General features: G+C 50.4%; 20 protein-coding genes, 1 pseudogene and 2 riboswitches. Of the genes and pseudogenes, 14 read left to right on the top strand and 7 right to left on the bottom strand.

Going from position 1 to position 25,750, the window contains the following annotated elements; genetic code table 11:
• Window positions 1-2: 2 nt before the first annotated feature.
• The 6 genes from DI14_RS07445 (at window position 3) to DI14_RS07420 (ending at window position 6,488) form a co-directional block, all read left to right on the top strand.
• Entirely contained in the window at window positions 3-272 is a 270-nt protein-coding gene (locus DI14_RS07445) for a hypothetical protein (RefSeq protein ID WP_034807112.1), read from the top strand.
• Window positions 262-2,292, top strand: coding sequence for a BglG family transcription antiterminator (locus tag DI14_RS07440; RefSeq protein WP_034807110.1), 2,031 nt, complete (start codon window positions 262-264; stop codon window positions 2,290-2,292). Before DI14_RS07445 ends, DI14_RS07440 begins: the two co-directional genes overlap by 11 nt.
• A gap of 164 nt (window positions 2,293-2,456) precedes the next feature.
• A complete protein-coding gene (locus DI14_RS07435; protein ID WP_034807108.1) occupies window positions 2,457-3,878 on the top strand; it encodes a PTS mannitol transporter subunit IICB in 1,422 nt (473 codons plus the stop codon).
• 42 nt (window positions 3,879-3,920) lie between these two features.
• Window positions 3,921-4,352 carry a PTS sugar transporter subunit IIA gene (locus DI14_RS15620; protein WP_034807107.1) on the top strand — a complete coding sequence of 144 codons (432 nt, stop codon included), beginning with the start codon at window positions 3,921-3,923 and terminating at the stop codon, window positions 4,350-4,352.
• Window positions 4,352-5,497 (top strand): mannitol-1-phosphate 5-dehydrogenase, encoded by a 1,146-nt coding sequence (locus DI14_RS07425; RefSeq protein ID WP_034807106.1) that lies wholly within the window; start codon window positions 4,352-4,354, stop codon window positions 5,495-5,497. Before DI14_RS15620 ends, DI14_RS07425 begins: the two co-directional genes overlap by 1 nt.
• Before the next feature lie 106 nt (window positions 5,498-5,603).
• Window positions 5,604-6,488: a helix-turn-helix transcriptional regulator gene (locus tag DI14_RS07420; protein WP_034807105.1), complete on the top strand. Its 885-nt coding sequence runs from the start codon at window positions 5,604-5,606 to the stop codon at window positions 6,486-6,488.
• Window positions 6,489-6,536: 48 nt separating this feature from the next.
• Here the strand turns inward: DI14_RS07420 and DI14_RS07415 are convergent, their stop codons facing one another.
• Window positions 6,537-8,888, bottom strand: a complete 2,352-nt coding sequence (locus tag DI14_RS07415) for an EAL domain-containing protein (protein WP_051622639.1) — start codon at window positions 8,886-8,888, stop codon at window positions 6,537-6,539.
• Window positions 8,889-9,090: 202 nt separating this feature from the next.
• Between DI14_RS07415 and DI14_RS07410 the strand changes: the two genes are divergently transcribed.
• Window positions 9,091-9,603: a GNAT family N-acetyltransferase gene (locus tag DI14_RS07410; protein WP_034807104.1), complete on the top strand. Its 513-nt coding sequence runs from the start codon at window positions 9,091-9,093 to the stop codon at window positions 9,601-9,603.
• Window positions 9,604-9,625: 22 nt separating this feature from the next.
• On the opposite strand, the gene DI14_RS07405 is transcribed toward DI14_RS07410, so the two are convergent.
• From DI14_RS07405 to DI14_RS07395, 3 genes are all read right to left on the bottom strand, one after another.
• A complete protein-coding gene (locus DI14_RS07405) occupies window positions 9,626-10,948 on the bottom strand; it encodes an N-acetylmuramoyl-L-alanine amidase (RefSeq protein ID WP_235193422.1) in 1,323 nt (440 codons plus the stop codon).
• 174 nt (window positions 10,949-11,122) lie between these two features.
• A complete protein-coding gene (locus tag DI14_RS07400) occupies window positions 11,123-11,344 on the bottom strand; it encodes a hypothetical protein (protein ID WP_034807102.1) in 222 nt (73 codons plus the stop codon).
• A 61-nt stretch (window positions 11,345-11,405) separates the two neighbouring features.
• A complete protein-coding gene (locus DI14_RS07395; RefSeq protein WP_034807101.1) occupies window positions 11,406-12,083 on the bottom strand; it encodes a hypothetical protein in 678 nt (225 codons plus the stop codon).
• A 266-nt stretch (window positions 12,084-12,349) separates the two neighbouring features.
• On the opposite strand from DI14_RS07395, the gene DI14_RS07390 reads away from it, so the two are divergent.
• The gene (locus tag DI14_RS07390; protein ID WP_034807100.1) at window positions 12,350-13,612 is read left to right on the top strand and encodes a tetratricopeptide repeat protein; all 1,263 of its coding nucleotides are present in this window, start codon (window positions 12,350-12,352) and stop codon (window positions 13,610-13,612) included.
• 63 nt (window positions 13,613-13,675) lie between these two features.
• Here the strand turns inward: DI14_RS07390 and DI14_RS07385 are convergent, their stop codons facing one another.
• Together DI14_RS07385 and DI14_RS07380 are read right to left on the bottom strand one after the other, a co-directional pair.
• Window positions 13,676-13,996, bottom strand: a complete 321-nt coding sequence (locus DI14_RS07385; protein WP_034807099.1) for a hypothetical protein — start codon at window positions 13,994-13,996, stop codon at window positions 13,676-13,678.
• A gap of 200 nt (window positions 13,997-14,196) precedes the next feature.
• On the bottom strand, window positions 14,197-15,969 hold the full coding sequence (locus DI14_RS07380; RefSeq protein WP_235193421.1) for an ATP-binding protein: 1,773 nt from the start codon (window positions 15,967-15,969) through the stop codon (window positions 14,197-14,199).
• Window positions 15,970-16,297: 328 nt separating this feature from the next.
• On the opposite strand from DI14_RS07380, the gene DI14_RS07375 reads away from it, so the two are divergent.
• The 6 genes from DI14_RS07375 (at window position 16,298) to DI14_RS07350 (ending at window position 24,616) form a co-directional block, all read left to right on the top strand.
• On the top strand, window positions 16,298-16,903 hold the full coding sequence (locus tag DI14_RS07375; RefSeq protein WP_034807097.1) for a flavin reductase family protein: 606 nt from the start codon (window positions 16,298-16,300) through the stop codon (window positions 16,901-16,903).
• 172 nt (window positions 16,904-17,075) lie between these two features.
• A complete protein-coding gene (locus tag DI14_RS07370) occupies window positions 17,076-18,029 on the top strand; it encodes a MoxR family ATPase (protein WP_034807096.1) in 954 nt (317 codons plus the stop codon).
• Window positions 18,026-19,093 (top strand): DUF58 domain-containing protein, encoded by a 1,068-nt coding sequence (locus DI14_RS07365; protein WP_034807095.1) that lies wholly within the window; start codon window positions 18,026-18,028, stop codon window positions 19,091-19,093. The genes DI14_RS07370 and DI14_RS07365 overlap by 4 nt, the downstream gene beginning before the upstream one ends.
• Entirely contained in the window at window positions 19,090-21,183 is a 2,094-nt protein-coding gene (locus DI14_RS07360) for a transglutaminase domain-containing protein (protein ID WP_034807094.1), read from the top strand. The genes DI14_RS07365 and DI14_RS07360 overlap by 4 nt, the downstream gene beginning before the upstream one ends.
• Window positions 21,184-21,224: 41 nt before the next feature.
• A riboswitch (purine riboswitch) is annotated at window positions 21,225-21,324 on the top strand.
• Window positions 21,325-21,423: 99 nt separating this feature from the next.
• A complete protein-coding gene (gene guaA / locus DI14_RS07355) occupies window positions 21,424-22,962 on the top strand; it encodes a glutamine-hydrolyzing GMP synthase (protein ID WP_034807090.1) in 1,539 nt (512 codons plus the stop codon).
• Window positions 22,963-23,068: 106 nt separating this feature from the next.
• Window positions 23,069-23,170: riboswitch (purine riboswitch) on the top strand.
• A gap of 87 nt (window positions 23,171-23,257) precedes the next feature.
• The gene (locus DI14_RS07350) at window positions 23,258-24,616 is read left to right on the top strand and encodes an NCS2 family permease (RefSeq protein ID WP_034807089.1); all 1,359 of its coding nucleotides are present in this window, start codon (window positions 23,258-23,260) and stop codon (window positions 24,614-24,616) included.
• Between the two features lie 20 nt (window positions 24,617-24,636).
• Here the strand turns inward: DI14_RS07350 and DI14_RS07345 are convergent.
• Window positions 24,637-25,474 (bottom strand): annotated as a pseudogene (locus DI14_RS07345) (VanW family protein).
• Window positions 25,475-25,750 lie beyond the last annotated feature (276 nt).

Raw genomic sequence — 25,750 nt, 5'->3', positions numbered from 1 at the left:
ACATGAACGTATACATTGTCTGTCCATGCGGGTTCGTCACGAGCGCCATGGCGGCGAAGCTATTTGCTGAAGCGTGTTCGGGGAAATTGTCGTGTGTGATTCACCACGGCACTAATCGGGATATCCCGAAAGACATCGACTTGATCGTCTATCAAGTCGGGACAGCGACGATCGACCATCCGACCGCGCACATCCGCTCGGTCAGACAAATCTTGTCGCTCGAGGAATATCGACTAATCGTCGAGGAATGGGTGAAGCGATATGAAGCATGAATGGAGTGCGCGGGAGCGCTCGATTTTACTACACTTATTAGGCACGGAGACATCGACACCGCTCGCGGAGATTGCGCAAGCGGTCAATTTGTCTGAACGGACAATCCAACGGGAACGTCAACTGCTCGAAGGGATTTTGAGAGAGTTCGAATTAGAGCTGTCTTGGCAGCGCGGGCGCGGACTCAGCCTCGTCGGAGCGGCGGCTGCGAAACAACAGCTCCGTGAGGATTTGATTTTGTCGGCCGAGGCCATCCCGACAGCCGAGGATCGCATCTTTGAACTGGCTTGGCGGCTCTTGTTCGAGAAGGACATGTTGAAGCTGCAGGCCGTCGCCAAGCAGATGCACGTCTCGCCAAGTACGCTGACACAGGACCTGGAGAAACTTGACCGTTGGTTCGACGAATATCACCTTGAAGTCGAGCGGAAGAAAGGGGTCGGTGCGCAAGTACTTGGCTTGGAAGCGGAAAAACGCAAGCTCATGATTAACGCGCTCATGGCGCATTGGGACACGCTCGCGTTTTATCGATTCGTCCGCGGCGAAGATGAGTACATTCCCGCCTTTTTGAAGACGGTCTCATGTGACGCCATGCTTGAGGCGCTTCGGGACGGATACGACTATTTAAAGAGTCATGCGTTCGAGCGGATGGATGACCGAACGATTATGCGCGTCACGTTCGCCTATGGCGTGCAACAAGCGCGACTCGACGCCGGTTTCTTTTTGGAGATGTACACGAAAGGACGCTCGGACGACTATTTGAAAGTCGCTCGGGACATGGAAGTGGCACTCGGTACGACGTTCTCGATGGCCGAACGGGTTTGGCTCGCAGAAGAGGCGAACCGGCTCCGTTCCTTGAAAGAACAGATGCAAGAAGATGAGGAAGAACGCTGGGTCATGCAAATCCGTGTCCATAAACTGATTCATCACGTCTCACTCATCCACGGCTTCGCCTTCACGGATGACGCGGCGCTCGAGAAAGGGTTGCTCGCCCATATCTTATCGAGTCTGAACACGCAGGCGCTTCCGGATACGGATACGGTCCGTCCGCACATCGACCGGGACTATCCGAACTTGCGGGCCGCCATTCAGCAAGCGGCGGATATCGTCTTCGGGACGAACACGTTCACAGAGAAAGAGACGGTGTTCTGGGCGATGCACTTCGCGGCCGCGCTCGTCAAACCGGTCCGCCGTCGTGAATATCGGGCGCTCGTCGTCTGCTCGGCGGGCCTCGGCTCGTCGAAGATGCTCGTCAATCGCGTGAAACAAGAGTTCCCGGAGATGCAAAACGTCGTCAACTCCTCATTGTTCGGTCTCGAACAGCATCGGCTCGATGACTATGACGTCATCTTGTCGACCGTCCCGCTCCCTCCGTTGTCGGTGCCGACGCTCATGGTCAATCCGTTGCTGACGACCGAGGAAGTGCAACGGGTCCGCCACCTCCTGTTGTCCTTGCCGCAATCGTTCCAAACGAAAGACGTCAAACCGCATTCGACGATGCTCGACTTCCAAGAGCTCGCGGAACTCGTGGACACGTTTGAGCGGATGGACCGTCAGTTCGACCTCGTCACACTCGACAACAGTGATCGGCTCGAAGACATCTTGTTCGATATCGGCACGCAGTTAGAAGAACGGGGACTCGTCGAAAGCGGGATTCAATTATCGGCACAACTGCTCCGGCGCCACGAAGTGGCTGGACTCGGCATCCCGGGCACAAAACTCGCCTTGTTCCATGGACGTCACGCGTCGATTGAACGGGCGAGCGTGTTCGCTTTCGATTTGACGACGTCCATCCCGCTCCTCATGATGGATCAATCGACGGAACCCGTTTCCCGTCTGCTCGTCTTACTCGCACCGGAAGAGGCGCGCGATGTCGAGCTCCAGTTTTTGAGTGCGGTCAGCGGCTCGCTCATCGAGAGTGAAGAACAGATGACGTTATACAGCACGGGTTCAAAAAAAGAACTGCGCCTGTTGCTTCATGACTGCATGAAACATATGATGCAAGATGCGTTGCATGAGAAATGACCCACCGTGGTCATTTTTTTATTTGGCACGGAATGTTGCCAAAGTGTGAACTGGATTGAATTGAGTAAGCGCTTACTCTGGGTCTACAATACAGGTGTAGAGCACAAACCGGTTAGCTACACTACACGATAACCTTTCACAACTAAAGACTGGAGGTTTTATACATGGCGAATACGCAAGCTGGCTCGGGCGGGGTTCGAGTCAAAGTACAACGGTTCGGGAGTTTCCTGAGCGGGATGGTCATGCCGAACATCGGCGCCTTCATCGCCTGGGGGATCATCACAGCACTCTTCATCCCGACAGGCTGGTGGCCGAACGAAAACTTGGCCGAGCTCGTCGGTCCAACGATCACTTATCTACTACCACTCTTGATCGGGTTCACAGGTGGTAAATTACTTCACGACGTTCGAGGCGGTGTCGTCGGGGCGCTCGCCACGATGGGTGTCATCGTCGGGACGGACATCCCGATGTTCCTCGGGGCGATGATTATGGGTCCACTCGGTGGTTACATCATCCGTCAAGTCGACCGTGCCCTTGAAGGAAAAGTAAAAGCTGGTTTCGAGATGCTCGTCAACAACTTCTCGGTCGGGATCGTCGGTGGTCTCCTCATGCTCGGGGGCTTCGAGATCTTCGGACCGATCATGAGCGGGCTCGACAAAGTCATGGCAGCAGGCGTCGACTGGATCGTCGGGGCGAAGTTGCTTCCAATCGCAAGTTTGTTCATTGAACCGGCGAAAGTCCTCTTCTTGAACAACGCCATCAACCACGGGATTTTGAGCCCGCTCGGTGTCGATCAAGTCGCAGACGCTGGGAAATCGGTTCTCTTCTTACTTGAAGCAAACCCAGGACCAGGTCTTGGTTTACTTCTCGCTTATATGTTCTTCGCAAAAGGCGCAGCAAAACGGACAGCACCTGGTGCGGCAATCATTCACTTCCTCGGTGGGATTCACGAGATTTACTTCCCATATGTGTTGATGAAGCCGATCTTAATCCTTGCGATGATTGCAGGGGGCGCCACAGGGATCTTCACATTCGTACTCTTCGACGTCGGCCTCGTCGCACCAGCTTCGCCAGGTAGTATCTTCGCGATTCTTGCGATGGCGTCACGCGGTTCACACCTCGGTCTCGTTGCAGGTATTCTCTTGTCGGCAACTGTCACGTTCGCCGTGGCGAGTGTCATCTTGAAATCAAGTGCAGCCGAAGAAGTGTCACTCGAAGAAGCGACACAAAACGTCAGCGCGATGAAAGGCAAACAGTCGTATGCGTCGGCGCTCGTTCAAGATCGCCTCGACAAAGTCGACCACATCATCTTCGCTTGTGATGCCGGTATGGGTTCAAGCGCGATGGGGGCTTCGGTCCTGCGCAATAAAGTGAATAAGGCGAACTTGCCAATCAAAGTGACGAACACGTCCATCAGTCAATTGCCGAAAGACGCCCAATTCGTCATCACCCATCAAGATTTGACAGATCGTGCCGAAGAACAGGCACCGAACGCGATTCACCGCTCGGTAACGAACTTCTTGAACGCGGACTACTATGACCAGTTGATTGAAGAGATTCAAGCAGAGCGCAGTAAAATTTCATAACGAAGCAGACAGAGACAAGGTTTAGATATAGGAGGAACTAAAATGCCATTCATTCAGACAGAGATGATTCGACTCAACCAAACGTTCAGCACGAGTGCCGAAGCGATTGATGCAGCCGGAGCGGTGTTACACGCCGCTGGTTGCGTATCGCCGGCCTATATCGAGGCGATGCATGAGCGTCAAGCGCTCTCGAACGTTTATATCGGGAACCATGTCGCGATTCCGCACGGGACGGAAGAAGCGAAGTCGGCCGTTCAAAAGACGGGCATCTCGATTATCCAAGTACCGGACGGCGTCGATTTTGGAGGACAGACGGCGAAGCTCGTCATCGGGATCGCTGGGGTGAACGATGAGCATCTCGATCTCCTATCGCAAATCGCTGTCATCTGTTCGGACGAGGATAACGTCGAGCGGTTAGTCCGTGCCGAGACGAAAGAAGAGATTTTGTCGCTATTCATGGAAGAGGTGGCGTAATGAAGGCTGTACATTTCGGGGCAGGGAACATCGGACGCGGTTTTATCGGCTTGCTCTTGAATCAGAGTGGCTACGAGGTCACGTTCGTCGACATTAACGATACGGTGATTGAAGCGCTCGAGGCGAAACGCTATTACGAGGTCGGATTCGCTGAAGAAGGCGTCGACAACGTCGTCGTCGACCGGGTGCGCGGCGTCAACAGTTTGAAAGACCCGGAGCGTGTCATCGCGCTCATCGCCGAGGCCGATCTTGTCACGACGGCGGTCGGACCGACGTTGCTTCCAAAAGTCGCACCGCTCATCAGTGAAGGACTCCGTGACCGTGAGACGGAGGCGCCCGTATACGTCATCGCCTGTGAGAACATGATTGGCGGCAGCGCCTCGCTCAAACAAGAAATCGAGGCGTCGGGTGGAATCGGGACGGCCCATGCGTCGTTCCCGAACGCGGCTGTCGATCGCATCGTCCCATTGCAACAACACGAGGACCCGCTCTTCGTCGAAGTTGAGACGTTCTATGAATGGGTGATCGAGACGCAAGGATTGGACGCGCGGCCCCCGCTTCACGGTGTGACGTGGGTCGACGAGATTGGTCCATATATCGAGCGGAAGTTGTTCACGGTTAACACAGGACATGCGATCGCGTCATATATCGGCTCATTGTTTGAAAAAGGAACGATTGACGAAGCGCTCAAGGATCGTCGCGTCCGCCAAGTCGTTCAAGGTGCGTTGTATGAGACAGGTTGGCTATTACTTGAAAAGTACGGCTTCGAAGCGAAAGAACATAGCCGGTACATTCAGAAAATCATCAAACGTTTCGAAAATCCGAAATTAAAAGATGAAATTTCACGCGTCGCCCGTTCTCCGATTCGTAAGCTCGGACCGAGTGACCGGCTCGTCAAACCGGCACGAGAGCTCGTCGACAACGGGATCGAACCGAATGAACTCGCCTACGGGATCGCCGCAGCCTTGAACTATTACAACCCTGAGGATTCAGAATCTTCTGAACTTTACTTGTCGATTGAAGAGTCAGGCATCTTGTCGACGATTGAGAAGTACCTCGGGTTGAATGAAGCGGACACGTTGACGAAGCTCATCCTCGAACAATATGATTTGATTCGCGAGCAGGAAAACGCACGCGTGTCGTAATGTGACGCCTCTCCCTTTAACGGGGAGAGGTTTTTTTTCATGGCAAAAAAGATCAAATCAATTAAAAGGCGGTTTGGTAAAATTGCCATATAAGGAGGAGCTACCTGTGTATGATGAACCGATCCGACGTACCATCGCCTACATTGAGAATCATTTGTACGACACGATTACCGAAAAAGAGCTGTTACTACGGAGTGGATTTTCAAAGTTTCATTTTCACCGTATTTTTTTGGCGCACGTTGATATGACCATTACCGAGTATATCAAAATGCGCCGTCTCGCAAGTGCGGCCAGTTTGCTTATCTATACGGAACAACGGATTTTAGACATTGCGTTGCAACATCATTTTGAATCGCAAGAATCGTTCACCCGGTCATTCAAAAAAAGGTATGGACTGCCTCCGGGTCGTTATCGTACTAGTATGAGAACGTTACGGAAAAAAGGAGAAGAGGAAATAATGGAATCGATTAACGGATGGTTTTTAAGTGGCGGAGACTTACAGCATTATGAGATGGGAATTGACCAACAGGTTGTTCATGGAGGTAAAGCATCGGGCTATTTGAAATCGACTTCATTCATAAAAAAGGATAGTTTTGGCACGATGATGCAACAGTTCAAGGCTAATGACTATGTCACGCACCGAATTCGCTTGTCTGGGTTTTTAAAAACTGAACAAGTTAGGGAAGGTGCTGGGTTTTGGATGCGGGTCGATCATAAGAATGGGGATGTGCTTCAATTTGACAACATGAGCAACCGACTGATTCAAGGGACAACCGAGTGGAATCGTTATTCCATTGTTCTAGACGTACCTGAAGGAAGTGAGGTCATTTCGTTTGGCGTCTTGTTATCGGGAGAAGGACAGGTATGGATTGATCAGTTAAGCTTTATGGCGGTAGATGAGCGGTTGCCTGTCACAAATCTTCAGAGGGCAACAATTCTTCAGGATGCGCCGATTAACCTATCGTTTGAGGATGGATTAAAGGATACGTAAGAAAAAGGTGACTCGAATCCGATACGGACGAGTCACCTTTAAACGTGCTCAAGCACGGGTCTTGCCAAATTCGATGTACGTCGTGACAGATTTGACGTGCTTGACGACCTCTTTTTCCCGGAGCGGGCGGCTGAAGTAATAGCCTTGGACGTAGTCGCACTGCTCGTTCAATAACCATTCGAGCTGGTCTGACGTCTCGACGCCTTCCATGAGTACTTTCATGCCGAGGTTGTGGCCGAGTTGAATCATCGAGCGGACGATCGCTTCTTGGTTACGGTCGGTGAACAGATTGACGATGAACGAGCGGTCAATCTTGAGCACTTGGACCGGCAACTCACGGAGCTGACGGAACGACGAATATCCGGTCCCGAAATCGTCGAGTGAGATCATGATGCCGAACTGATGCAACTGGGCAAGTTTCTCGCGCGTCGATTGTTCATACGACAGCATCGATGATTCGGTCACTTCGAGCTCGAGGAACATCGGGTCCATCCCTGTCGCGTCGAGTGTGGCTTGGAGCGTGTCGACGAAGTCTTCCCGGGCGAACTGGAGCGGGGAGACGTTGACAGATAGCGTGAATGGTTTCACCCCGGTCTTTTGCCACCGGACCCAGGCGAGACATGATTCGCGCAACACCCACGTGCCGATTTGGTGAATCAAGCCGGTATTTTCCGCGATCGGGATGAACTCATCCGGTCCGACGTGGCCGAGGACAGGGTGATGCCAACGCAAGAGCGCCTCGACCCCTTCAAGCCGGTTTTGGGTGAGTGAAACTTTTGGTTGATAGACGAGCGAGAACTCAGAGCGGTCGAGCGCTTGAGCCAGCGCCTTTTCAATCTCGACAGTGCGTAAAATCTGTTGTCTCGACTCTTCTTCGAACTCCTTGATTTGGTTCTTGCCGGTCCGTTTCGATTCATGGACGGCGAGACGGGCGTATTGCACGAGCTCATCCGCTGAGGTCGTGTCTTTCGGAAAGTGGCTAATCCCGGCGCTCATCGTCAGCTCGACGGTCGTCCCGTCGATATCAAACGGCTGAGAGATAGCTTTGATGCAATTCTCCGCCTTCTGTTTCGCGAGCGTGCTCCGCTTGTCAAACAGTAGGATGATGAACTCGGATGAGCCGACACGCGTCAAAATGTCGTCCGGGTGGATCGTATGTTGCAGCCGGTCCGCGATTTGGAGCGCCAACTGATCTGAACCGTGATGCCCGAGCATATCGCTCATGAAACGCCACCGGTCGATGTCGATGTATAGACAGGCGACGGGGTCTTCAATCCGGATATGTTCGGCGAGAATCCGTTCAAGCTTGTGGCGGTTCGGCAAATCAGTCAACGCGTCGTGATACGCCATGTGTTCGACGAGCCGCTGTGAGGCAATCGTCTCCGAGACGTCACGCAAGAACCAAAGGATTTGATCCATCCGCTCACCTTGGAGCGGATAGGCCGTCACTTCAATCGTCGACTCGCCCATTTCAAGCCGACGTGCTTCGTAGAACGGTTGTTGAATCGACAGCGCCGCGTGATAGTCTTGGAAAAACTGATCCTCGGTCCGGTCGAACAACCGATAGAACGCGGTGTTCGCATATTGAATCACGCCATCTTTCGTCGTCGTCACGACCGCGTCTGTCGTCGAATCGAGAATCGTCGCTTGAATCAATTCACGTCTTCGTAAATGCCGGTCGAGTGTGAGCGACAAGAAGAAGATGGCGAACAGTAAGGTCGTAATGCCGGTGACGAGCCATGCGAACAGCGACGGTTCGATGCCGATTGCAGCCGGGGTGTCCGTCAAGAACGTGAATGAGGCTGACAGCATCCCGACGTAATGCATCCCGAAGATGGCGACGCCCATCAATAAGGAGAAGAACACTTTTAGCTCCATGTAAATCTTCTCCTTCGCATATTTGGAGAAGAAGCCGATCCACAGGGCGCCGAGTGAGGCTGTGATTGCGATGGCAAGCGACAACAAAGCGAGCCCGGTGTGATACGCAATCGTCACACCTTGAATGGCGGCCATCCCGACGTAATGCATGCTCGCGATACTGATCCCCATCAACAGTCCTGCACCGATAAGGGTGGGACGAGTTGTATGGCGCGAGACAATCAGGAAGCCAAGGATACAGCCGGCCATAGCGATGACGACCGACAGAAACACGAGCGGCATCGAATACGTGACAGGGCGCAAGCCTTCGTGCGCCAACATGGCGATGAAATGCATCGCCCATATGCCGAGTCCAAGCGTTGCCCCACCCGCTAAAATCCACATGTTTTGTGCGGTGCGGTTCGTCGAGTTGACTCGACGTGCCAATTCGATGGCGGCGTAGGCAGAGACGGCGGCAATCATATAAGATAAAACAACAAGAAACAGATTGTGACTCATTGAGTGTTCGACGACTGGATCCATAAGTACCTCGCTAGGATATAATTGTATTTGATAATTTATTATACTCGGGAAATAGGAGTCTACCTATCATTATGCTTCAATTTAGAGAACTATTTTCAAGGCTGAACGTTTTTGCGTTGTCTAGATTTGATCGGTCGCGCGTTACCTGCTACGAAACGGCGGGTAAAGACTAAAAAATGCGAAATGGAAAGAAGGGGTGGCCGTGGACTTTCGCCCGATTACACCGAACGATGTGAAACCGCTCCAGCGACTGTTCATGGAAAGTTTGAGCGACTTGATTCGTCGCGAACAGTTCGAGGACGCTGACTTGTTAGAGGAAGAAGTCGCCCGTCTGAATACGACGATTCAAGATAGTTTCGATGATGACGCCGTCGACGTGTTCGTGGTCGAACGAGAAGGGAAAATCGTCGGGACGGCAGCGGTATTGCCTCCAAACGAGATTATCACGGCCCATCTGGACGTGGAGCCAGAAGCGGTCGAAATCGGCTGCGTTTATGTCGCCCCGGATCAGCAACGGCAAGGTGTCGGTTCGTTCTTACTTTCAGAAGTGATGGCAACGCTTGGGGAGGATGCGACGTTTTACTTAGATGCTGGTTTCCCGTCCTCACAAGACTATTGGGAAAAACGGCTCGGACCGCCGGTGATGTCACTCGATCATTACTGGGGACCGGGCGCCCTGCATAAAATATGGAAGATTATGAAAAGACCTGGCTGAAAATAGCCAAGTCTTAGTTTGATTAATAGGTAGAACGCATGAATTGATGAATCCCGGACGCCGTCGCTTCGGCCATCCGTTGACGATACGTCGTACTCGTCAAATGGGCGCGGTCGTTCTGATTTGTCATAAAGCCGTACTCAACGAGTGTCGAAGGGACGCTGTTCTTCCCGACGACGTAGACGTTCTGATATTTGACGCCTCGATTTCGAATGGTCGGGATTCGGGCGCCGAGCTCACGGTTGATCGAAGCGCCCAAGTTGCGGCTCGCCGATACGTATGGGTTCGTCGTATAGCTCTCGGTCGTCGGCACGAGTACTTCGTGACCGTGATAGGACGCATTTGTAGAAGAGTTCGCATGTAGGCTGACAAACGCGCTGCCGTTATACGACTTCGTCAAGGAGACACGGTTCGCGAGCGACAAATAAGTATCGGTTGAACGCGTCATTCGGACGTTGTAGTTGTAGGTGCCGGACAACGTGCTCGCAAGGCGCTTGGCGATGTCGAGTGTCAATACCTTCTCTTGGACTGACCCGTAGACGGCGCCAGGGTCGTATCCGCCGTGCCCGGCATCGATGACGATTGTTCGGCCGGAACCGGTCGATGTGTTCGTCGTCGTTGTGCTCGCCTTTAAGTATTGGGATGAGACGTAACCAGTCTGTCCACCGTAGGACACTTTATACCAAGAGCCGTACGTGCCGAGGTACGTGACGCTTCGTCCTGAAGGGATCGTCAAAAGGATGGTCCCGGTCGACGAGGCACTCTTACGTAAATTCAAGTTGACCGTCGTGACGTACGTTTTAGCAGTTGTCGTTGTGGTAGAGGTAGACACTTTCACGTATTGTGCCGAGACGTAGCCGGTCTGTCCGCCGTAGGACACTTTATACCAAGAGCCGTACGTGCCGAGGTACGTGACGTTACGCCCAGATGGGATTGTCAAAAGGATGGTCCCGGTCGGCGAGGCACTCTTTCGTAGGTTCAAGTTGACTGTTGTCGTATAGGTTTTCGTTGAAGTCGTCGTCATTGTGGACGAGGTCGACACTTTCACGTATTGCGCCGAGACGTAACCGGTCTGTCCGCCGTAAGAGACTTTATACCAAGACCCGTATGTACCGAGATACGTGACGCTTCGTCCTGAAGGAATCGTCAAAAGGATCGTCCCAGAAGTCGAAGCACTTTTTCGAAGGTTCAAGTTAGCCGTCGTGGTGTATGTAGAGGCTGCCTCGACACGACCCGTGTCTAATCCGGTTGAGGAGAGGCTGAACGGAACGACTGCCGTCCCGGTAAGGACGAGGGATGAGCTAATGAGTAGTTTAAGAGGCCAAGATGGTTTCGGTGTATTCAATCGGGATCCGCTCCTTTTTTCTGCAATATGTACGAGACAAGATTGGAATGAAATTGTTATCATGTCTTCGTTATTATATAAGGAAACAAGAAAAAATGGAGGTTAATATGTAATTTATTTATCTTTTTTAAAATAGTAAATATAAAAAAGAGACGCTTGAGGGCGTCTCTCGTATTAGAAAAGGCGTGGAAGTTCGTCAGCAAATTTTTTGATTTGGGTATCAGCTTTAGCAAACTCTCCAACTTTGAACAATCTAGGTAATTCGTCTGCAGCGACTTCTTGAGTCTGTACTTCGAGCGTAGTAAAGTTTGGAACTTGTTCAGATGCTGGCTTGATTGAGCTCCCTAGTAAAAAGAGTGCTGCAGCGATAAAGAAATACCCTGTAATTTTTTTCATGAATTTTTCCTCCGATTGTATAAGTTTTTATAGATAAGCGATAGTTCCTGGTGTGTGATACTCAGTCTTCAATAAGAGGTGATTCTAGCAATGCGTAGATTGATTCAGATTGTTGTTCAATTCTAAATTCGAAATCACCTATATATTGTTGAGGCATGTTCGGTGCGAACAAAGTAACTTTGTCCGTACCTTCCGTTGTAGCAGAAGATAATATAGGAACATTTGCTTCTTGACTGAGTAACGTGCTGCAAAGAGGAGTAAATTTATTCTCGAAATGTTTTAATGGCTCTGGACGCCAACAAATTGATGCTTCAGGTAAAATATACAATATATGGCCTTCTTTTAAAAGTTTTAAACACTGATTAATTACATTTTTTTGATTATGTTCCACATTAATGTAACCAAAATCTTGAAAATGTTTCTCGTAGACTGTCACTGAGCTGCGCTTTAGAATAGAAAGAGACAGTTCAGGGCCAAGAATGTATAGTTGTTTATATGAACGATTTTCTTTCAATGTTCTAGCAATGAGTCTAGGCAATAATTGATAGTAATCGATCTGGAATGCATTGAGAATGAAACCCTTAGAAGAATTCAACAACGGGGTTAAATGCTCTAAACCTTCGAACTGATTTTGATCAGTAAGTGAATATGATGTTTTGAATTCAGGTCCCTGTTTGGGATTGAAATATATCTTTGGCTTAATGTAATCTTCAGCAAGCAAGAAATTTAATTTACCCATCTATTGTATTCACCTCCAAGAGTGGCAATTCATTTCGTGGAATCGAATTGAAGCTTTCTGCCTAGTCGAGCTATTTGATTAGTTATTAACTAGTTAAATCTTATCATGTATTGTAAGACCATCGAACTGTTATAGGTTGGGAAAACGACCGGTCAAAACATTGAAATATCTTAATTTTTTAATCGAATTTTCCTGAAACGATAATATTAAAGACATAAGCACTAAAAAAACTACGTAAAATTAGGGCGAAGGAGCTATTTATCAAGATGGAACATAACTACGGGAACCTAATTAAAGTGGAACGAATGCGGCGTGGCATTAAGCAGTCTGTTTTAGCAAGAGGGATTTGTTCAGTTTCCTACTTAAGTAAGATTGAAAACAATCAAACTTCGCCTAGTGAAGAAGTACTAGAATTAATTTTTGAGAGATTAGATATCGAGGTTCCTCTATATTTCGATTTTAGCGAGCAAGTTGAAAAAGTAAAAACTGAGATTAGAGAAATCCTAAAAGAAGCTGTCTTAACTAGGAAAGATGTAGGTAGACAGAAAGAAGTGGAAAAGTATCTTACGAACCCGGTAGTTAAACAATCTAAGGACCTTTATATAACTTTGATGATGACTTTAGCGCGATTTGGGATGATGCCTGATGGAGACAGCAAATATCTAACTGAAATCGGATGGATTGAGGATCAGTTAGACGTTGATAATAGAGTTAGATTCACAGTGATGAGTAGTCTAAAAATGTTTCATAAAAACGAACGAGATGGATCATTAAAATTACTCGAAGAATTAAACGAAGCATTATCTAAGTCTAATATTCCTGATTGGGAAATGGCAGATATTCGTTACATCATGGGTGGTTTGTATTATAAATTCACTGATTTTTTACAAGCTATTGAACATGTACGTTTTGCACTTTCGTATTTTCAAGAACATTTTTACGTTGAACGTATCGTGGAATGCCATTTAATAATTGGACTATCTTATAAGAGGCGCAAACGCTATACAGACGCGTTAAATTACTATGAGAAAGCGATAAAAATTGTTAGTGCTACGGATTTAAAAAACTATTATGGGATGCTCTACAATAATATGGGCGATATATATTCTCTCTTGGGAGAAAAAGAAAAAGCCTTAAAATACTTTATTGAGAGTTTCGACTACAAAGTTGAAATTAATAGTAAATTATTTAGTGTACTCTCGTTAATCGAAGTTTATTCAGACCATGATGACCGCGAAGGTGTAATCGTATGGTTGGAGAAAGGAGATCAATTAATAGAAGAGACAGAAGGGTTAGAAGTGTTTACACGTCATTTTGACATCTATAAGCATTATTATCGTGAATATAATCAAGAAAAACTGGTTGAGAGCTTAAAGCAAGCAGTGCAATATTTTGAAGCTTATGATGAATATTTATATACGAACAAATATGCTCTTTGGTTAGCTCGAGAGCTGCGTAAGAATGGTAAATATAAACTGTCTACAGAATACTATGAAAAAGCAATAACAATTATGTCGCTATGGGATTAATTAGTAACGCTTCCTTACGAGGCGTTTTTTTGTACGCAAAAAAAGAGACGCCCGAATCGTCTCTCAAGGGGTAGTGAAGTAATGGACGGTCCAATACGGTTCTTTTTGGAGTGCCTCGATTTCGACATGGCCGTTATGGACTTGTTGCAAGAGGTGGATGATATGCTTTTGCAAGTTCGAGTCATGGGAACCGCTGTGCAAAATCCCATCCTCATTCGCGATAATATAGAAGCCACCAAGACGGAGTGGAATATGCTTCCGCACTGTCGTCACCGCAGCTTGAAATTCGGTTTGTCCGCCTGCCAACGGAACGGTCACGTCGAAACGTCCCCATTGTTTAAAGTCACCTAGTTCTGAGAACGTCGGTGGGTCGCGATGGTCCATCGTCATGACCTCCAATCGTATCGATCTCTTCCTGTTTAGTATAGCGGTTTTTCGGGCGGTGGCGTAGGAGAATAATCACATAGGTCACCATCGCATTCCCGCTATGCGCTAATACTTGTCTTTTTCTAGATTATGTCAAAAAAACCTTCATAAAAGTGCAACTAGTTGAAAAAACACGACCGGGGTGGTCCCGGTCGCGCTCACTGATGGACGACTTCTTTTGAAGTCGGTAGTTCACAAATAAACGTGCTGCCTTCCCCGTAGACGGATTCGACATGCAGATGTCCGTCGTGGGCTTTCGCGATCTCTTTACAAATCGCAAGACCGAGGCCAGTCCCGCCGATTTTGCGGCGATCTGAGTTATCGACCCGATAGAATTTACCGAACAAGTTCGGTAACGCTGAGGACGGAATCCCGATCCCATTATCCCGGACTTTCATGACGACTTGGCCTTCAAGCCGCTCGAGCGAGACGAGGACGTTACCGCCATCCGGTGAATACTTGACGGCGTTACTCAGCAGATTGCCGAGCAATTGACGCATGCCCTCGAGGTCGGCCTCGATTGTGAAGTCTTGCGTCGAATCGGCATCGAGATGAATGTGGTGAGCGTCCGTCGTCTCTTGATAGAAACCGATGCTGTCACGGGCGAGTTCATATAAGTCGACCCGTCCCCATTCGAACGTCTGCTTTCCGGCCTCCATCTTTTGAAGGTCGAGGAAATCGCTGACGAGGAACGAGAGTCGTTTCGCCTCGTCATGAATCGTCTTCAAGTACAGCTCGCGACGGCTCTCTTTCAAGTCACGCTCGAGCATCAACTCCGTGAATCCGTAAATGGACGAGAGCGGGGTTCGCAATTCATGGGACACGGTCGAGACGAGCTCGGACTTCATCCGGTCGATTTCTGTCTCCGCCGTCACGTCACGTAAGACGAGCATCGTCCCGTGTAGCTTGCCGTCGCGATAGATGCTCTCGGCATACACTTGTAGGAAGCAGTCGCCTTGGTCAAGGGAGATTGAAAGTCCTTCTTCTGGTGGTTTGCGGTCGAAGACGTGCTCGACATAGCTGATGAAGTGGTCACGTTGGTCGACACGTTCGGCCAACTGTTCGATATCGATTTTGACGTCAGCTAATTCCTCATAGCCTTGATAATCAAATTGTAAGTCATCGAACATCCGGATGAAGGCGCGGTTTCCGACGACCGATTCTTCTTCATAGTTCAGGTAGAGAATCGCTTCGCGCACGGAATTGATCAATTGTGCCGTCTCTTTTCGGTCTTGTTGCATCTGACGGTACAGACGCATCCGCAACAACGAAATGGCGAGCTGGTTCGCGAAGGCGTTCAACTCTGACTTTTCACTCGCATCGAACTGTTCATCGTAACGTGCGAGGTACAAGCACCCGATCATCTTGTCGTCAGACGGGTCCATGACAGGGATGACCGTCTCATAAATATAGTACGGATACTCATGCAAATCATCGGCGACTTTCTTTGAAGTCGCAGCCGGCAACTTTGAAATCATCACTCGTTTCAATAGAAGCGACTTCGTCTTCAAACTTTCCTGCTGCTCTTCGGTCATCTCTTTTGGCACGACCGAACTGATTTCACCGTCTTTGACGAGGAGAAGCGCCCCGAACTCGGCCGAGGTCAACAGGACGATCTTTTCGATGACCGATGAGTAATCGAAGAGTGACTCTTTTGAAGCCAACACCTCAATCAGTTCGTTCCGATACTGTAGTTTCGTCTCGTTCTGCTTCGACGCCTGAAGCACATGTTCTAACTCTTCGTGTTTAGCGCGCAAGCGTTCATTTTGCGAAGCCATTCGATTAATCAGAGGCCGCCCAATCAATAAGATTGCGCTAATAAACATGACTAACCCGGCCATCCAAATCCAGCGCAGTGTCAAAAGCTCGCTAGGGGAAACGTTGTTGTCTCGGACAAACCATGCCCCGGTCGCTGTTAAGACGAGACTCATGATACATACTCCATAAAGGATGCTAAGAATTTGGCGACTGTTCAATTGTTCAATCCACTTGCCCATAATACGCTCTACTTCCTTCCTTATCCCAAAAACCATCTCCAAATCATTTATCTCTAACTCGAAATATACAAAAGGATTCCTTCCATGAAAACTGAACTGCTCATCCAATCTATACAAGAATCTCTGTCTTCTCGATTAACATTATCTAGAGCGATATACCCCGATTTTTAGAAAGCTACACATTCCGATGTGCTTTCGTTTGACAGGGACGGGGAGCGGGGACTAGCTTAAAAGAAGAAACTAATTTGAAATGAGGTGCCTTATGCTCTCTATCGACCCACTAGCCTTGACTGAACGAGATACGTATAAATTTTTAATCGGCAGCGTCATCCCCCGTCCCATCGCTTTCGTCACGACTCGGAACGGCGAGATTGTGAACGCGGCCCCGTTCAGCTATTTCAATATCGTCGCGTCACACCCACCGCTCGTCTCAGTCTCGATTCAGCGAAAAGACGGCGTGATGAAAGACACGGCGCGCAACGCGGTCGCGACCGAAGAGTTGGTCATCCATATCGTCGACGAGACGAACGTGAACCTCGTCAATGAGACGGCCGCGTCGCTCGGTCCGGACGAAAGTGAACTCGACTGCACGTCGTTCACCCTTGCATCGAGTGATGTCATCGCGACGCCAGGCGTGAACGAAGCGAAAATCAGAATGGAATGTGTCCTGCACCATCACGTCCCGATTGAACACGAGGGCGTGGTGACGGCCGACTTACTCGTTGCCCGCGTCGTCCGTTTTCATATCGACAACGCGTTATACGAAGCAGGGCGAATCGATGCGGCGAAATTGGCGCCGGTCAGCCGCTTAGCCGGAAACTTCTACGCCGAACTCGGCAAGACGTTCGAAATCGAACGTCCGAAATAAATGTTCCATGCGTCCGCCTCATGACGAGGTCGGGCGCCTTTTTTCGGGTAAAGAAAGAATAGCCGATTGGGGCGTTGTATTTCTTTCAATCCACTAGCCGGATGTGTCACAATAAAGTCAGAACATTCAATTATATTACTGTAGTGTACAAGAGAAAAAAGGGGAGTCGGCCATGTCCTATCGTCCAGCTGTTCAATCTATCATTCAAGCCATCGAAACGGTAATCGTCGGAAAAGAGGATGTCATCGCGAAAAGCCTGACGGCACTGCTCGCCGGGGGGCACGTCTTGTTAGAGGATGTCCCGGGCGTCGGGAAGACGATGCTCGTCCGTACGTTCAGCCGTGCCATCGACCTCGAGTTCAAACGTGTCCAGTTCACCCCGGACATGTTGCCTTCCGATTTGACGGGGATCTCGATGTATAACCAAAAGACAAAAGAGTTCGAGTATCGACCTGGGCCGCTCATGGGCAACATCGTCTTGGCCGATGAAATCAACCGGACGTCGCCGAAGACCCAGTCGGCGCTGCTTGAAGCGATGGCGGAGCGGAGTGTGACGGTGGACGGGGAAGTGAAGATTTTGCCATCTCCGTTTTTCGTCATGGCGACGCAAAATCCGATTGAGCATGAAGGGACGTATCCGCTCCCGGAAGCCCAGCTTGACCGGTTCCTGCTTAAAATCAAGATGGGATATCCGTCCTTCAATGAAGAGTTATCCCTTTTGACGCGCTTCGAAAAAACTGAACCGCTCGATGCCTTACAGAGCGTCGTCACGAAACAGGAAGTTGAGCAGATGCAACGGGAAGTGCGAAACGTTCACGTCTCGAGTGCCGTCAAACAGTATATCGTTCGGTTGGTCCATGAATCACGGAATGATCCGAACACGTACCTCGGTGGCAGTCCACGGGCGACGCTTGCGCTCATGAAGGCGTCTCAGGCATGGGCCTATATCCATGGCCGCGATTTCGTCTTACCCGACGACGTCAAAGCGCTCGCCTCGAGCGTCCTCGGACACCGGGTGTTGTTGACGGCCGAAGCCCGTTACAAAGGACGGACGGCCGAGCAACTCATTAAAGGATGGCTCGACGAGATGCCGGTCCCGATGGATCGTGAGGTTAAAGAAGGATGAAAAACTGGATGAAGCTGTTCCTCGTTTGGGCGGCGGCATTCGGCTTGTACGCGTTCGCGCGCATCGAAGGCAGCATCGTCGCCTCGACGCTCTGGTGGTCATTTCTCGTCCTGACCGTCTACTGGACGCTGTTCATGATTTATCCCGTCACCGCCGCGAACGTCTGGCGCCGTGTCACGACGAAACGTCTCGTCTCCGGACAAACGATGGACGTCGAGCTCCAAATCGAACGGAAATACCCGTTCCTCGTCGGCATCGTCACATTAGAAGAACAGCCGCCCGAGCGTTTGACGGATGAAACGGAACCGATCATCACCTCGGTCGACCGCTTCTTCCGCCGGAAAGAGACGGTCCATTATGAAATTGCCCACATCAAGCGCGGCATTCACGTGTTCGACCGGACGAAGTTGCACGTGCGAGACGTGTTCGGTTTGTTCGACCGGACCCGGACGCTCCGGCTCGAGACGGTCGTCGAAGTCTCTCCGGCCGAACTGCCGTTTGATTTGCCGCGTGACGAACACGTCGGCGGTCGCGGCGAACAGTATCGTCGGACGCGGACGTATACAGAAGTCGCGAACACGACGAGTGGGGTGCGCGAATACGCAGCGGGGGACCGCATCGGTCGCATCGATTGGAAGGCGTCCGCTAGGCGCGATAACTTGATGACGAAGACGTTCGACCAAGAGCAAGAGAAAAAACTATCCCTTGTTTTCGTCCCGTCCGCATCTGCCGGTCACGAAGAAGCGTTCGAACGCTCGCTGTCGCTCCTCGTCGGGGCGATCCGACAGCTCGAACGAAAGAACTTGCCGTTTGAACTTTATGTGATTGAAGAGCAAGTTCGCTTGTTCCACCTGCCGGACCAAAGCGCCGACGTTGGTCATTACTTGTTGACGGCGACGCCGGAAGCGGAAGGGCGTCTCGTCGAACGCGTAAAACGGAACTTGCCGCAGCAGTCCGGTAATCTCATCTTGATCAGCCCGTTCGAAACGAAATGGGTGCGCGAACTCATGCATGAGACACAAGGTAGCTACCACCTCTATACAGCAAACGAGGTGACGACATGACCGCATGGATCAAACGGATCGTTTACACGGCGCTCGCCGCCTATTTGTTGTCGTTTTGGGTCGAGCCGATTGTCGGTAGCACGACGTTCGACGTGACGTGGCCGTTCTACTTCTTATTACTCGTCCCGATGTTTGCGAGTCTTTTGCCTTGGTATGGCCTAATCGGAGTCGTCGTCTTTAATTTCTTGGCCGTGTTGTACGTCTATCACGGCAGTCTCTTCGATTGGTTCGGACTGTGGCTCGAAGATTTGAGCGGTGTGCTCAGCGGCGCGTTGCCGGAAGAGGCGATTTTCTTCTCGGCGATGGCGCTCATTGGGGTACTGTTCGCCATTCTCGTCGGACGGACGTATCCGAGTTATGGATTTGTCCTCGGGATGATCGTCTCGACGCTCGGCTTGATGGCCTACTTCGACACGTGGACGCTATATGATGGCGAAGGACAAATCGTTCTCGCGATTTTGGCGTCGCTCTTCCTCTTATTTGTTACGGATCTTGCGAAACGGCCGAGCAAATCGCTCGTCCGCTACGTGAGCATCACCTTGCTCGCCACCGTCATCTTGGCGCTCGCGAGTGTCTCGCCGACGCTTGACGGCGATTGGTCCGACCGCATCACGACAAGTTTCCAAAACGCCGTCAATGAAGGCCAGTCGGGCACAGGTCGTGTCGGATATGGTGTGAATGATGAACAACTCGGTGGTCCGTTCGAACAAGATGACGGCATCGTCTTCATCACACGCGGTGTCCCGGCCCGCTATTGGCGGATTGAGGCGAAAGAAATTTATACCGGCAAAGGCTGGGTGGAATCCCCCGTCCTCGATTCGAATTTCAATCGTGGGCAGCTCGTCGACCCGGACGTCGACACGACGCCGGAACAGGCGTTGCTTCGCTTCGACCGGCGCGAGACGTTCGTCCCGTATGGCGGAGAGTATCCGCAAGCAGTCGAGACCGAGAGCGGGACTGAGTTCCGTGTCGGAGATATCGAGCAACAATTCCCGAACGAGACGGTTCACATCCGACCTTCCGGAAAAATCGTGTTCGACAACGACAATCAGGCAACGCCGCGGACGATTCAGTTGCGTTATAGCGTCCCGTCGTTCACGGAAGATCAGCTCAATTTAAATGAACCGGTGACGACGTTGACGGATGAAGAACAACAAGCGTACCTCCAACTACCGGATTCGCTCCCAGACCGCGTCCGCGACTTGGCAACGGACATCACGGCCGACAGTGAGACGCCTTTCGAGCAAGCACAAGCCGTTCAAGCGTACTTCCGAAACGGTGCGTTCGAGTATAACACGGAAGACGTCGCCATTCCGGAAGGTGACACGGACTACGTCGATCAGTTCTTGTTCGATACGCAACTCGGATATTGCGACAACTTCTCGACATCGGCTGCTGTCTTGCTCCGGGCAAATGGCGTACCGACGCGCTGGGTGAAAGGCTTTACGATGGGTGATGCGCGTGGGGTGATTCAAGGGGAGACCGAGTATACGGTCCGGAACCGCCACGCCCACTCATGGATTGAATACTTTGTCGAAGGCGCGGGCTGGGTCCCGCTCGAAGCGACGATTAGCTTTTCGGACGCCAACTTGCTTCAAGTCGAGACGGAAACGGACGCGGGTTCGGACCCTGTCGCGAACGACCCGCAAGCCAACAACGAGAACGAACCGACGAACCGCCCGCAAGAAGATATCGCGATTGACGATGTCGCAACGGGCGAGCTTCCGGAAGAAGCACGTCGCATCCCGGTATGGGGCTGGGTACTGATCGTCTTCGCGGTTGCCTTACTCGTCTGGAACCGGAAAGCGGTCGAACGGGCTGTCATGGTCGAGTGGTGGATGCGCCGTCCACTTAGCGAGTCGTCACTCGTCGCGATGCAACGCTACTTGATGAAACGACTGCGAGCAGCGGGATTCAAGGTTGACGGTCGGACGCCGTCCGAACTTGCGAAGGAAGTCGACGCCTACTATGAATCCGAAGAAATGACTCGCTTGACTCGTTTGTTTGAACAGACGGTGTATGCGGATCAACCACCGAATTCGAAATATAAAGAATATTGGAAAATCATGATTCGCCGAATTATGAGTTGAAGTGACAAGGCGCATACAGTAAGATAGACGCATTAGTTAGATAATTGAACAATGCATTCCTTCGTATATACTCGTGAATTGGCGCGAGAGTCTCTACCGGACCACCGTAATGGACCGACTATGAAGGAGCACGTTTCGTATACAAAGAATTGGGCGTGCTTCTTCTTCGGTTTGATAAATCCGTGGGAGAGGCTCGTCCTTTTTTTGAGATGAAGGCAGAAAGGTGGAGGTTTTGTGAAGATGTTGGAACAAGAGATGATTTTGGTGCTCGACTTTGGAGGACAATACAACCAGCTCATCACGCGACGTGTGCGTGACCTTGGTGTATACAGTGAGCTTCATTCGCACAAGATGACCGTTGCAGAAATTCGTGAGCTCGCCCCGGCTGGGATTATCTTCTCAGGCGGACCGAACAGCGTTTATGCGGAAGGTGCATACCGTTGCGACCCGGAAATTTTCGAACTCGGTATCCCAATCTTCGGAATTTGCTACGGCATGCAGCTCATGACGCACCACTTTGGTGGACGTGTCGAGCGGGCGGCACACCGTGAATACGGAAAAGCGACACTCTTCTCGACACCGGAAGCCTCGGCACTCTATACAGGACTCCCGGTCGAGCATACCGTCTGGATGAGCCACGGCGACCTCGTCATGGAAGCGCCAGAAGGATTTGTCGTTGACGGGACGAACCCGTCTTGTCCGGTCGCTTCGATTAAGAACGACGAGTTGAAGATGTACGGCGTTCAATATCACCCGGAAGTCCGTCATTCGGAGCACGGGAATGAAATTTTGAAAAACTTCATTTACGAAGTGTGTGGTGCAAAAGGCGAATGGTCGATGGAGAACTTCATCGACATCGAAGTCGAGAAGATTCGTGAAATCGTCGGGAACAAGCAAGTGCTCTGTGCCTTGTCTGGAGGTGTCGACTCATCGGTCGTCGCGGCGCTCGTTCATCGTGCGATTGGCGATCAGTTGACATGTATGTTCGTCGACCACGGTCTGCTCCGTAAAAACGAAGCGGACAGTGTCATGAAGACGTTCGCGGACGGCTTTAACATGAAAGTCATTAAAATCGATGCGCGCGACCGCTTCATGGCGAAGCTCGCTGGTGTCTCTGACCCGGAACAAAAACGGAAAATCATCGGCAACGAGTTCATTTACGTGTTTGACGAAGAAGCGTCTAAGCTCGTCGATATGGACTTCCTTGCCCAAGGGACGCTATATACGGACATCATCGAGAGCGGAACAGACACGGCGCAGACGATCAAGTCGCACCATAACGTCGGTGGCCTTCCGGAAGACATGAACTTCACACTCATCGAGCCGCTCAACACGCTCTTTAAAGATGAAGTGCGTGAACTCGGTACTGAACTTGGCCTTCCAGACTACATCGTCTGGCGCCAACCGTTCCCAGGACCGGGTCTTGGGATTCGCGTCCTCGGTGAAATCACGGAAGAGAAGCTTGAAATCGTTCGCGAGTCAGACGCTATCCTTCGTGAAGAAGTGAAAAAGGCTGGACTCGAGCGTGACATCTGGCAGTATTTCACTGTCCTTACACCAATCCGTTCAGTCGGGGTCATGGGTGATGAGCGTACGTACGACTATGCGGTCGGCGTCCGTGCCGTCACGTCAATCGATGGGATGACATCGGACTGGGCACGTATTCCTTGGGACGTGCTCGAGAAAATTTCGGTCCGTATCGTCAATGAGGTCAGCCACGTGAACCGCGTGCTGTATGACATCACATCGAAGCCACCGGCAACGATCGAGTGGGAGTAATTAGTCTAAAACCGAACATTAAGGATTAATAAAACGTTAAAATCCGTTATTTGTGTTGACGTGCACGAATGACGCTGATACGATAGAAACGTTCTTATTATATCCGAACAATTCAAATTTAATTTGCCGTATAATGTCGGGAATATGGCCCGAGAGTCTCTACGAAATCACCTTAAATGATTTCACTACGGCGAGACATAGATGGGGGACGTCTGTCCCTGTATGTTTCGCGTGGGGTCCTCGGTCATTTGCCGGGGACCTTTTCTCGTTTACGGCGAGCCAAGGAGGAAAACCAATGAGCACACAGCTCAAGCAAGAACCAACGCAACAACCAGAAAGCCGGATTGAACGCTTCTTCCAGTTAAATGAACTGGGAACGAACGTAAAAACGGAGTTCGTCGCAGGATTTACGACATTCCTCGCCATGGCGTACATTTTGTTCGTCAACCCGAACATCCTCGGGGCAGCGGGAATGGATACCGGTGCCATCTTTGTTGCAACCGGCCTTGTCGCCTTAGTCGGATCTGTGACGATGGGCCTCTTCGCGAACTACCCAATCGCCATCGCACCGGGCATGGGGCTCAACGCCTTCTTCGCCTACAGTGTCGTGATCGGCATGGGGATCCCGTGGCAGACGGCTCTCTCGGGTGTCCTCGTCTCAGGACTCTTCTTCATCGTCTTGACGCTTTCAGGCATTCGCGAAACGATTGTCAATGCGATTCCCGCCCCGCTCAAAATGGCGGTCGCGGCCGGTATCGGTTTCTTCATCGCTTTCATCGGACTTAAGAACGCAGGAATCGTCGTCTCAAATGAAGCGACAGTCGTCGGACTCGGTGCACTCGGCACAGGGACGACACTCTTGGCTGTGTTTGGTCTTGTGGTCACGGCACTTTTAATGGTTCGTAACATTAAAGGCGGGATTTTCATCGGGATGCTCTTGACGGCGATCGTTGGGATGATCTTCAACCTCGTTCCGACACCGACGGCCATTTCGGACGTCGTCTCGATGCCACCGAGCATGTCTTCGACGTTCGGCCAAGCGTTCATCAACCTTGGTGAAATCTTCACGATTCAAATGCTCGTCGTCATCTTGACGTTCTTCTTCATCGACTTCTTCGATACGGCTGGTACGCTCGTTGCAGTCGCACGCCAAGCGGGAATCATGAAAGATAACAAAGTTCCGCGTGCGAGCAAAGCGCTCATGGCGGATTCGACAGCGACGGTGGCGGGTGCAATCTTCGGTACGTCGACAGCGACGTCTTACGTCGAGTCATCGGCTGGTGTTGCGGCTGGTGGTCGCTCAGGTCTTACGGCAATCTTTGCAGGGCTCTTCTTCGGTCTCGCACTCTTCTTCTCGCCATTACTTGCAGTCGTAACGGCGCCGGTCACGGCACCAGCGCTCATTATCGTGGGTGTGTTGATGGCTTCTGCTTTACTCGACATCGATTGGAAGAAGCTCGAGATCGCCATCCCAGCCTTTATGACAATCTTGATGATGCCACTCACGTCTTCGATCGCGACGGGAATTGGTCTTGGATTTATCCTCTATCCACTCATGATGATGGCGAAGGGCAAAACACGGGAGATTCATCCAATCATGTACGGGATGCTCGTCATCTTCCTTGCTTACTTTATGTTCTTGCCGCACGCATAAACGCCATAGGAAAAAGCGACTCATTGCGAGTCGCTTTTTTTGTAGGCTGTATTTTCAGGGAGGAAAGGATCATACATGGTCATCGCATGATTTTCGGTAATGAATTCGTTTCGAAGCAACGTACCATCAAGCGTGAGAACCTCACGGAAAATTTGATTGTGACGAACGGTTCCGCCCCACCATTCTTTCGTGAAATGGTGGTTTTCTTCATAGATCTTGTAGGAGACAACGGCCGGGGTGGCAGAACGCCATTCCCCGACGAGACCATCTCCTTCTATATTATAGAAGTAACTGATACGCTTGTTCGGTTTGGTTTGTGATTTGTAAGTCGAGGTAGTTATAGGAACAAGTCGCTCCGCTGCCGAAAGGTTGGTCACGTCTTGAATCGGGGAACACGTCATAGCTATGGCGATAACGTTCGGTTACGGTGAGTGGACTGTGAAGCGTGATCCAATATATCAAGTTGGACAATTGACAAAGACCACCGCCGATTCCACTTGTCACTTTGCCGTAGTGGAGAATCATCCCTTCTACATAACCTTTTCGTTTTGTGGGTCGCCCGATTGCTTTCCAGTAGGAAAAGACGTCTTTTGGTTCGATGATGAGGCCGTTTAATCGCTGGATTGCGATTTTGAGATTTTGAACTTTGTTCTGTTGCATCTCTATGTCTACATCGCGCAATTTACGATAGAGCGGCGTGCGATGTTTGTGAATCAAATAAGGAAGAGGGTTGTTCATCTGTTTTGATGCATATTTTCTGCCGTCGAACAGCCATGTAAGCCGGCGTTGGATTGTGTACACTTGGGTGCCGGCGAAGATGCGCAAGGCCGAACGTTGTTTCGGTCGTAGCTGTTGCATAAAGAGTTCACCTTTCGTCATAGAAATTGATTATAAATGATGTATTCGATAAGAGGGAATTATTTCCTCTTCGTTCTCTAAGGAGAGTTTTGAAAGGTCGAAATCTGAGGCGAAAAACTTTTTAAAGTTTTTTTAGAATAATGCTTGCCAGATTGAACAAGTAGATGCTATAGTTATCTCTGTTGCCAGCGACGCTCACACAAACGTGAGAAAAGTTGTTGACAGTTAAAAGTGATAAATGTTATTATCATTTAGTCGCCAAGAGCGGCAGACGAA

The organism is Exiguobacterium sp. AB2, assembly GCF_000696055.1.
Lineage (GTDB): Bacteria > Bacillota > Bacilli > Exiguobacteriales > Exiguobacteriaceae > Exiguobacterium > Exiguobacterium alkaliphilum.
This window is presented reverse-complemented; position numbering and strand designations above follow the sequence as displayed.

Excerpts from the sequence above, each read along its gene's own strand:
- DI14_RS07445 (WP_034807112.1), top strand. The coding sequence starts at position 3 with ATGAACGTATACATTGTCTGTCCATGCGGGTTCGTCACGAGCGCCATG.
- DI14_RS07440 (WP_034807110.1), top strand. The coding sequence starts at position 262 with ATGAAGCATGAATGGAGTGCGCGGGAGCGCTCGATTTTACTACACTTA.
- DI14_RS07435 (WP_034807108.1), top strand. The coding sequence starts at position 2,457 with ATGGCGAATACGCAAGCTGGCTCGGGCGGGGTTCGAGTCAAAGTACAA.
- DI14_RS15620 (WP_034807107.1), top strand. The coding sequence starts at position 3,921 with ATGCCATTCATTCAGACAGAGATGATTCGACTCAACCAAACGTTCAGC.
- DI14_RS07425 (WP_034807106.1), top strand. The coding sequence starts at position 4,352 with ATGAAGGCTGTACATTTCGGGGCAGGGAACATCGGACGCGGTTTTATC.
- DI14_RS07415 (WP_051622639.1), bottom strand. The coding sequence starts at position 8,888 with ATGGATCCAGTCGTCGAACACTCAATGAGTCACAATCTGTTTCTTGTT.
- DI14_RS07400 (WP_034807102.1), bottom strand. The coding sequence starts at position 11,344 with ATGAAAAAAATTACAGGGTATTTCTTTATCGCTGCAGCACTCTTTTTA.
- DI14_RS07395 (WP_034807101.1), bottom strand. The coding sequence starts at position 12,083 with ATGGGTAAATTAAATTTCTTGCTTGCTGAAGATTACATTAAGCCAAAG.
- DI14_RS07390 (WP_034807100.1), top strand. The coding sequence starts at position 12,350 with ATGGAACATAACTACGGGAACCTAATTAAAGTGGAACGAATGCGGCGT.
- DI14_RS07385 (WP_034807099.1), bottom strand. The coding sequence starts at position 13,996 with ATGGACCATCGCGACCCACCGACGTTCTCAGAACTAGGTGACTTTAAA.
- DI14_RS07380 (WP_235193421.1), bottom strand. The coding sequence starts at position 15,969 with ATGAGTCTCGTCTTAACAGCGACCGGGGCATGGTTTGTCCGAGACAAC.
- DI14_RS07375 (WP_034807097.1), top strand. The coding sequence starts at position 16,298 with ATGCTCTCTATCGACCCACTAGCCTTGACTGAACGAGATACGTATAAA.
- DI14_RS07370 (WP_034807096.1), top strand. The coding sequence starts at position 17,076 with ATGTCCTATCGTCCAGCTGTTCAATCTATCATTCAAGCCATCGAAACG.
- DI14_RS07365 (WP_034807095.1), top strand. The coding sequence starts at position 18,026 with ATGAAAAACTGGATGAAGCTGTTCCTCGTTTGGGCGGCGGCATTCGGC.
- DI14_RS07360 (WP_034807094.1), top strand. The coding sequence starts at position 19,090 with ATGACCGCATGGATCAAACGGATCGTTTACACGGCGCTCGCCGCCTAT.
- guaA (WP_034807090.1), top strand. The coding sequence starts at position 21,424 with ATGTTGGAACAAGAGATGATTTTGGTGCTCGACTTTGGAGGACAATAC.
- DI14_RS07350 (WP_034807089.1), top strand. The coding sequence starts at position 23,258 with ATGAGCACACAGCTCAAGCAAGAACCAACGCAACAACCAGAAAGCCGG.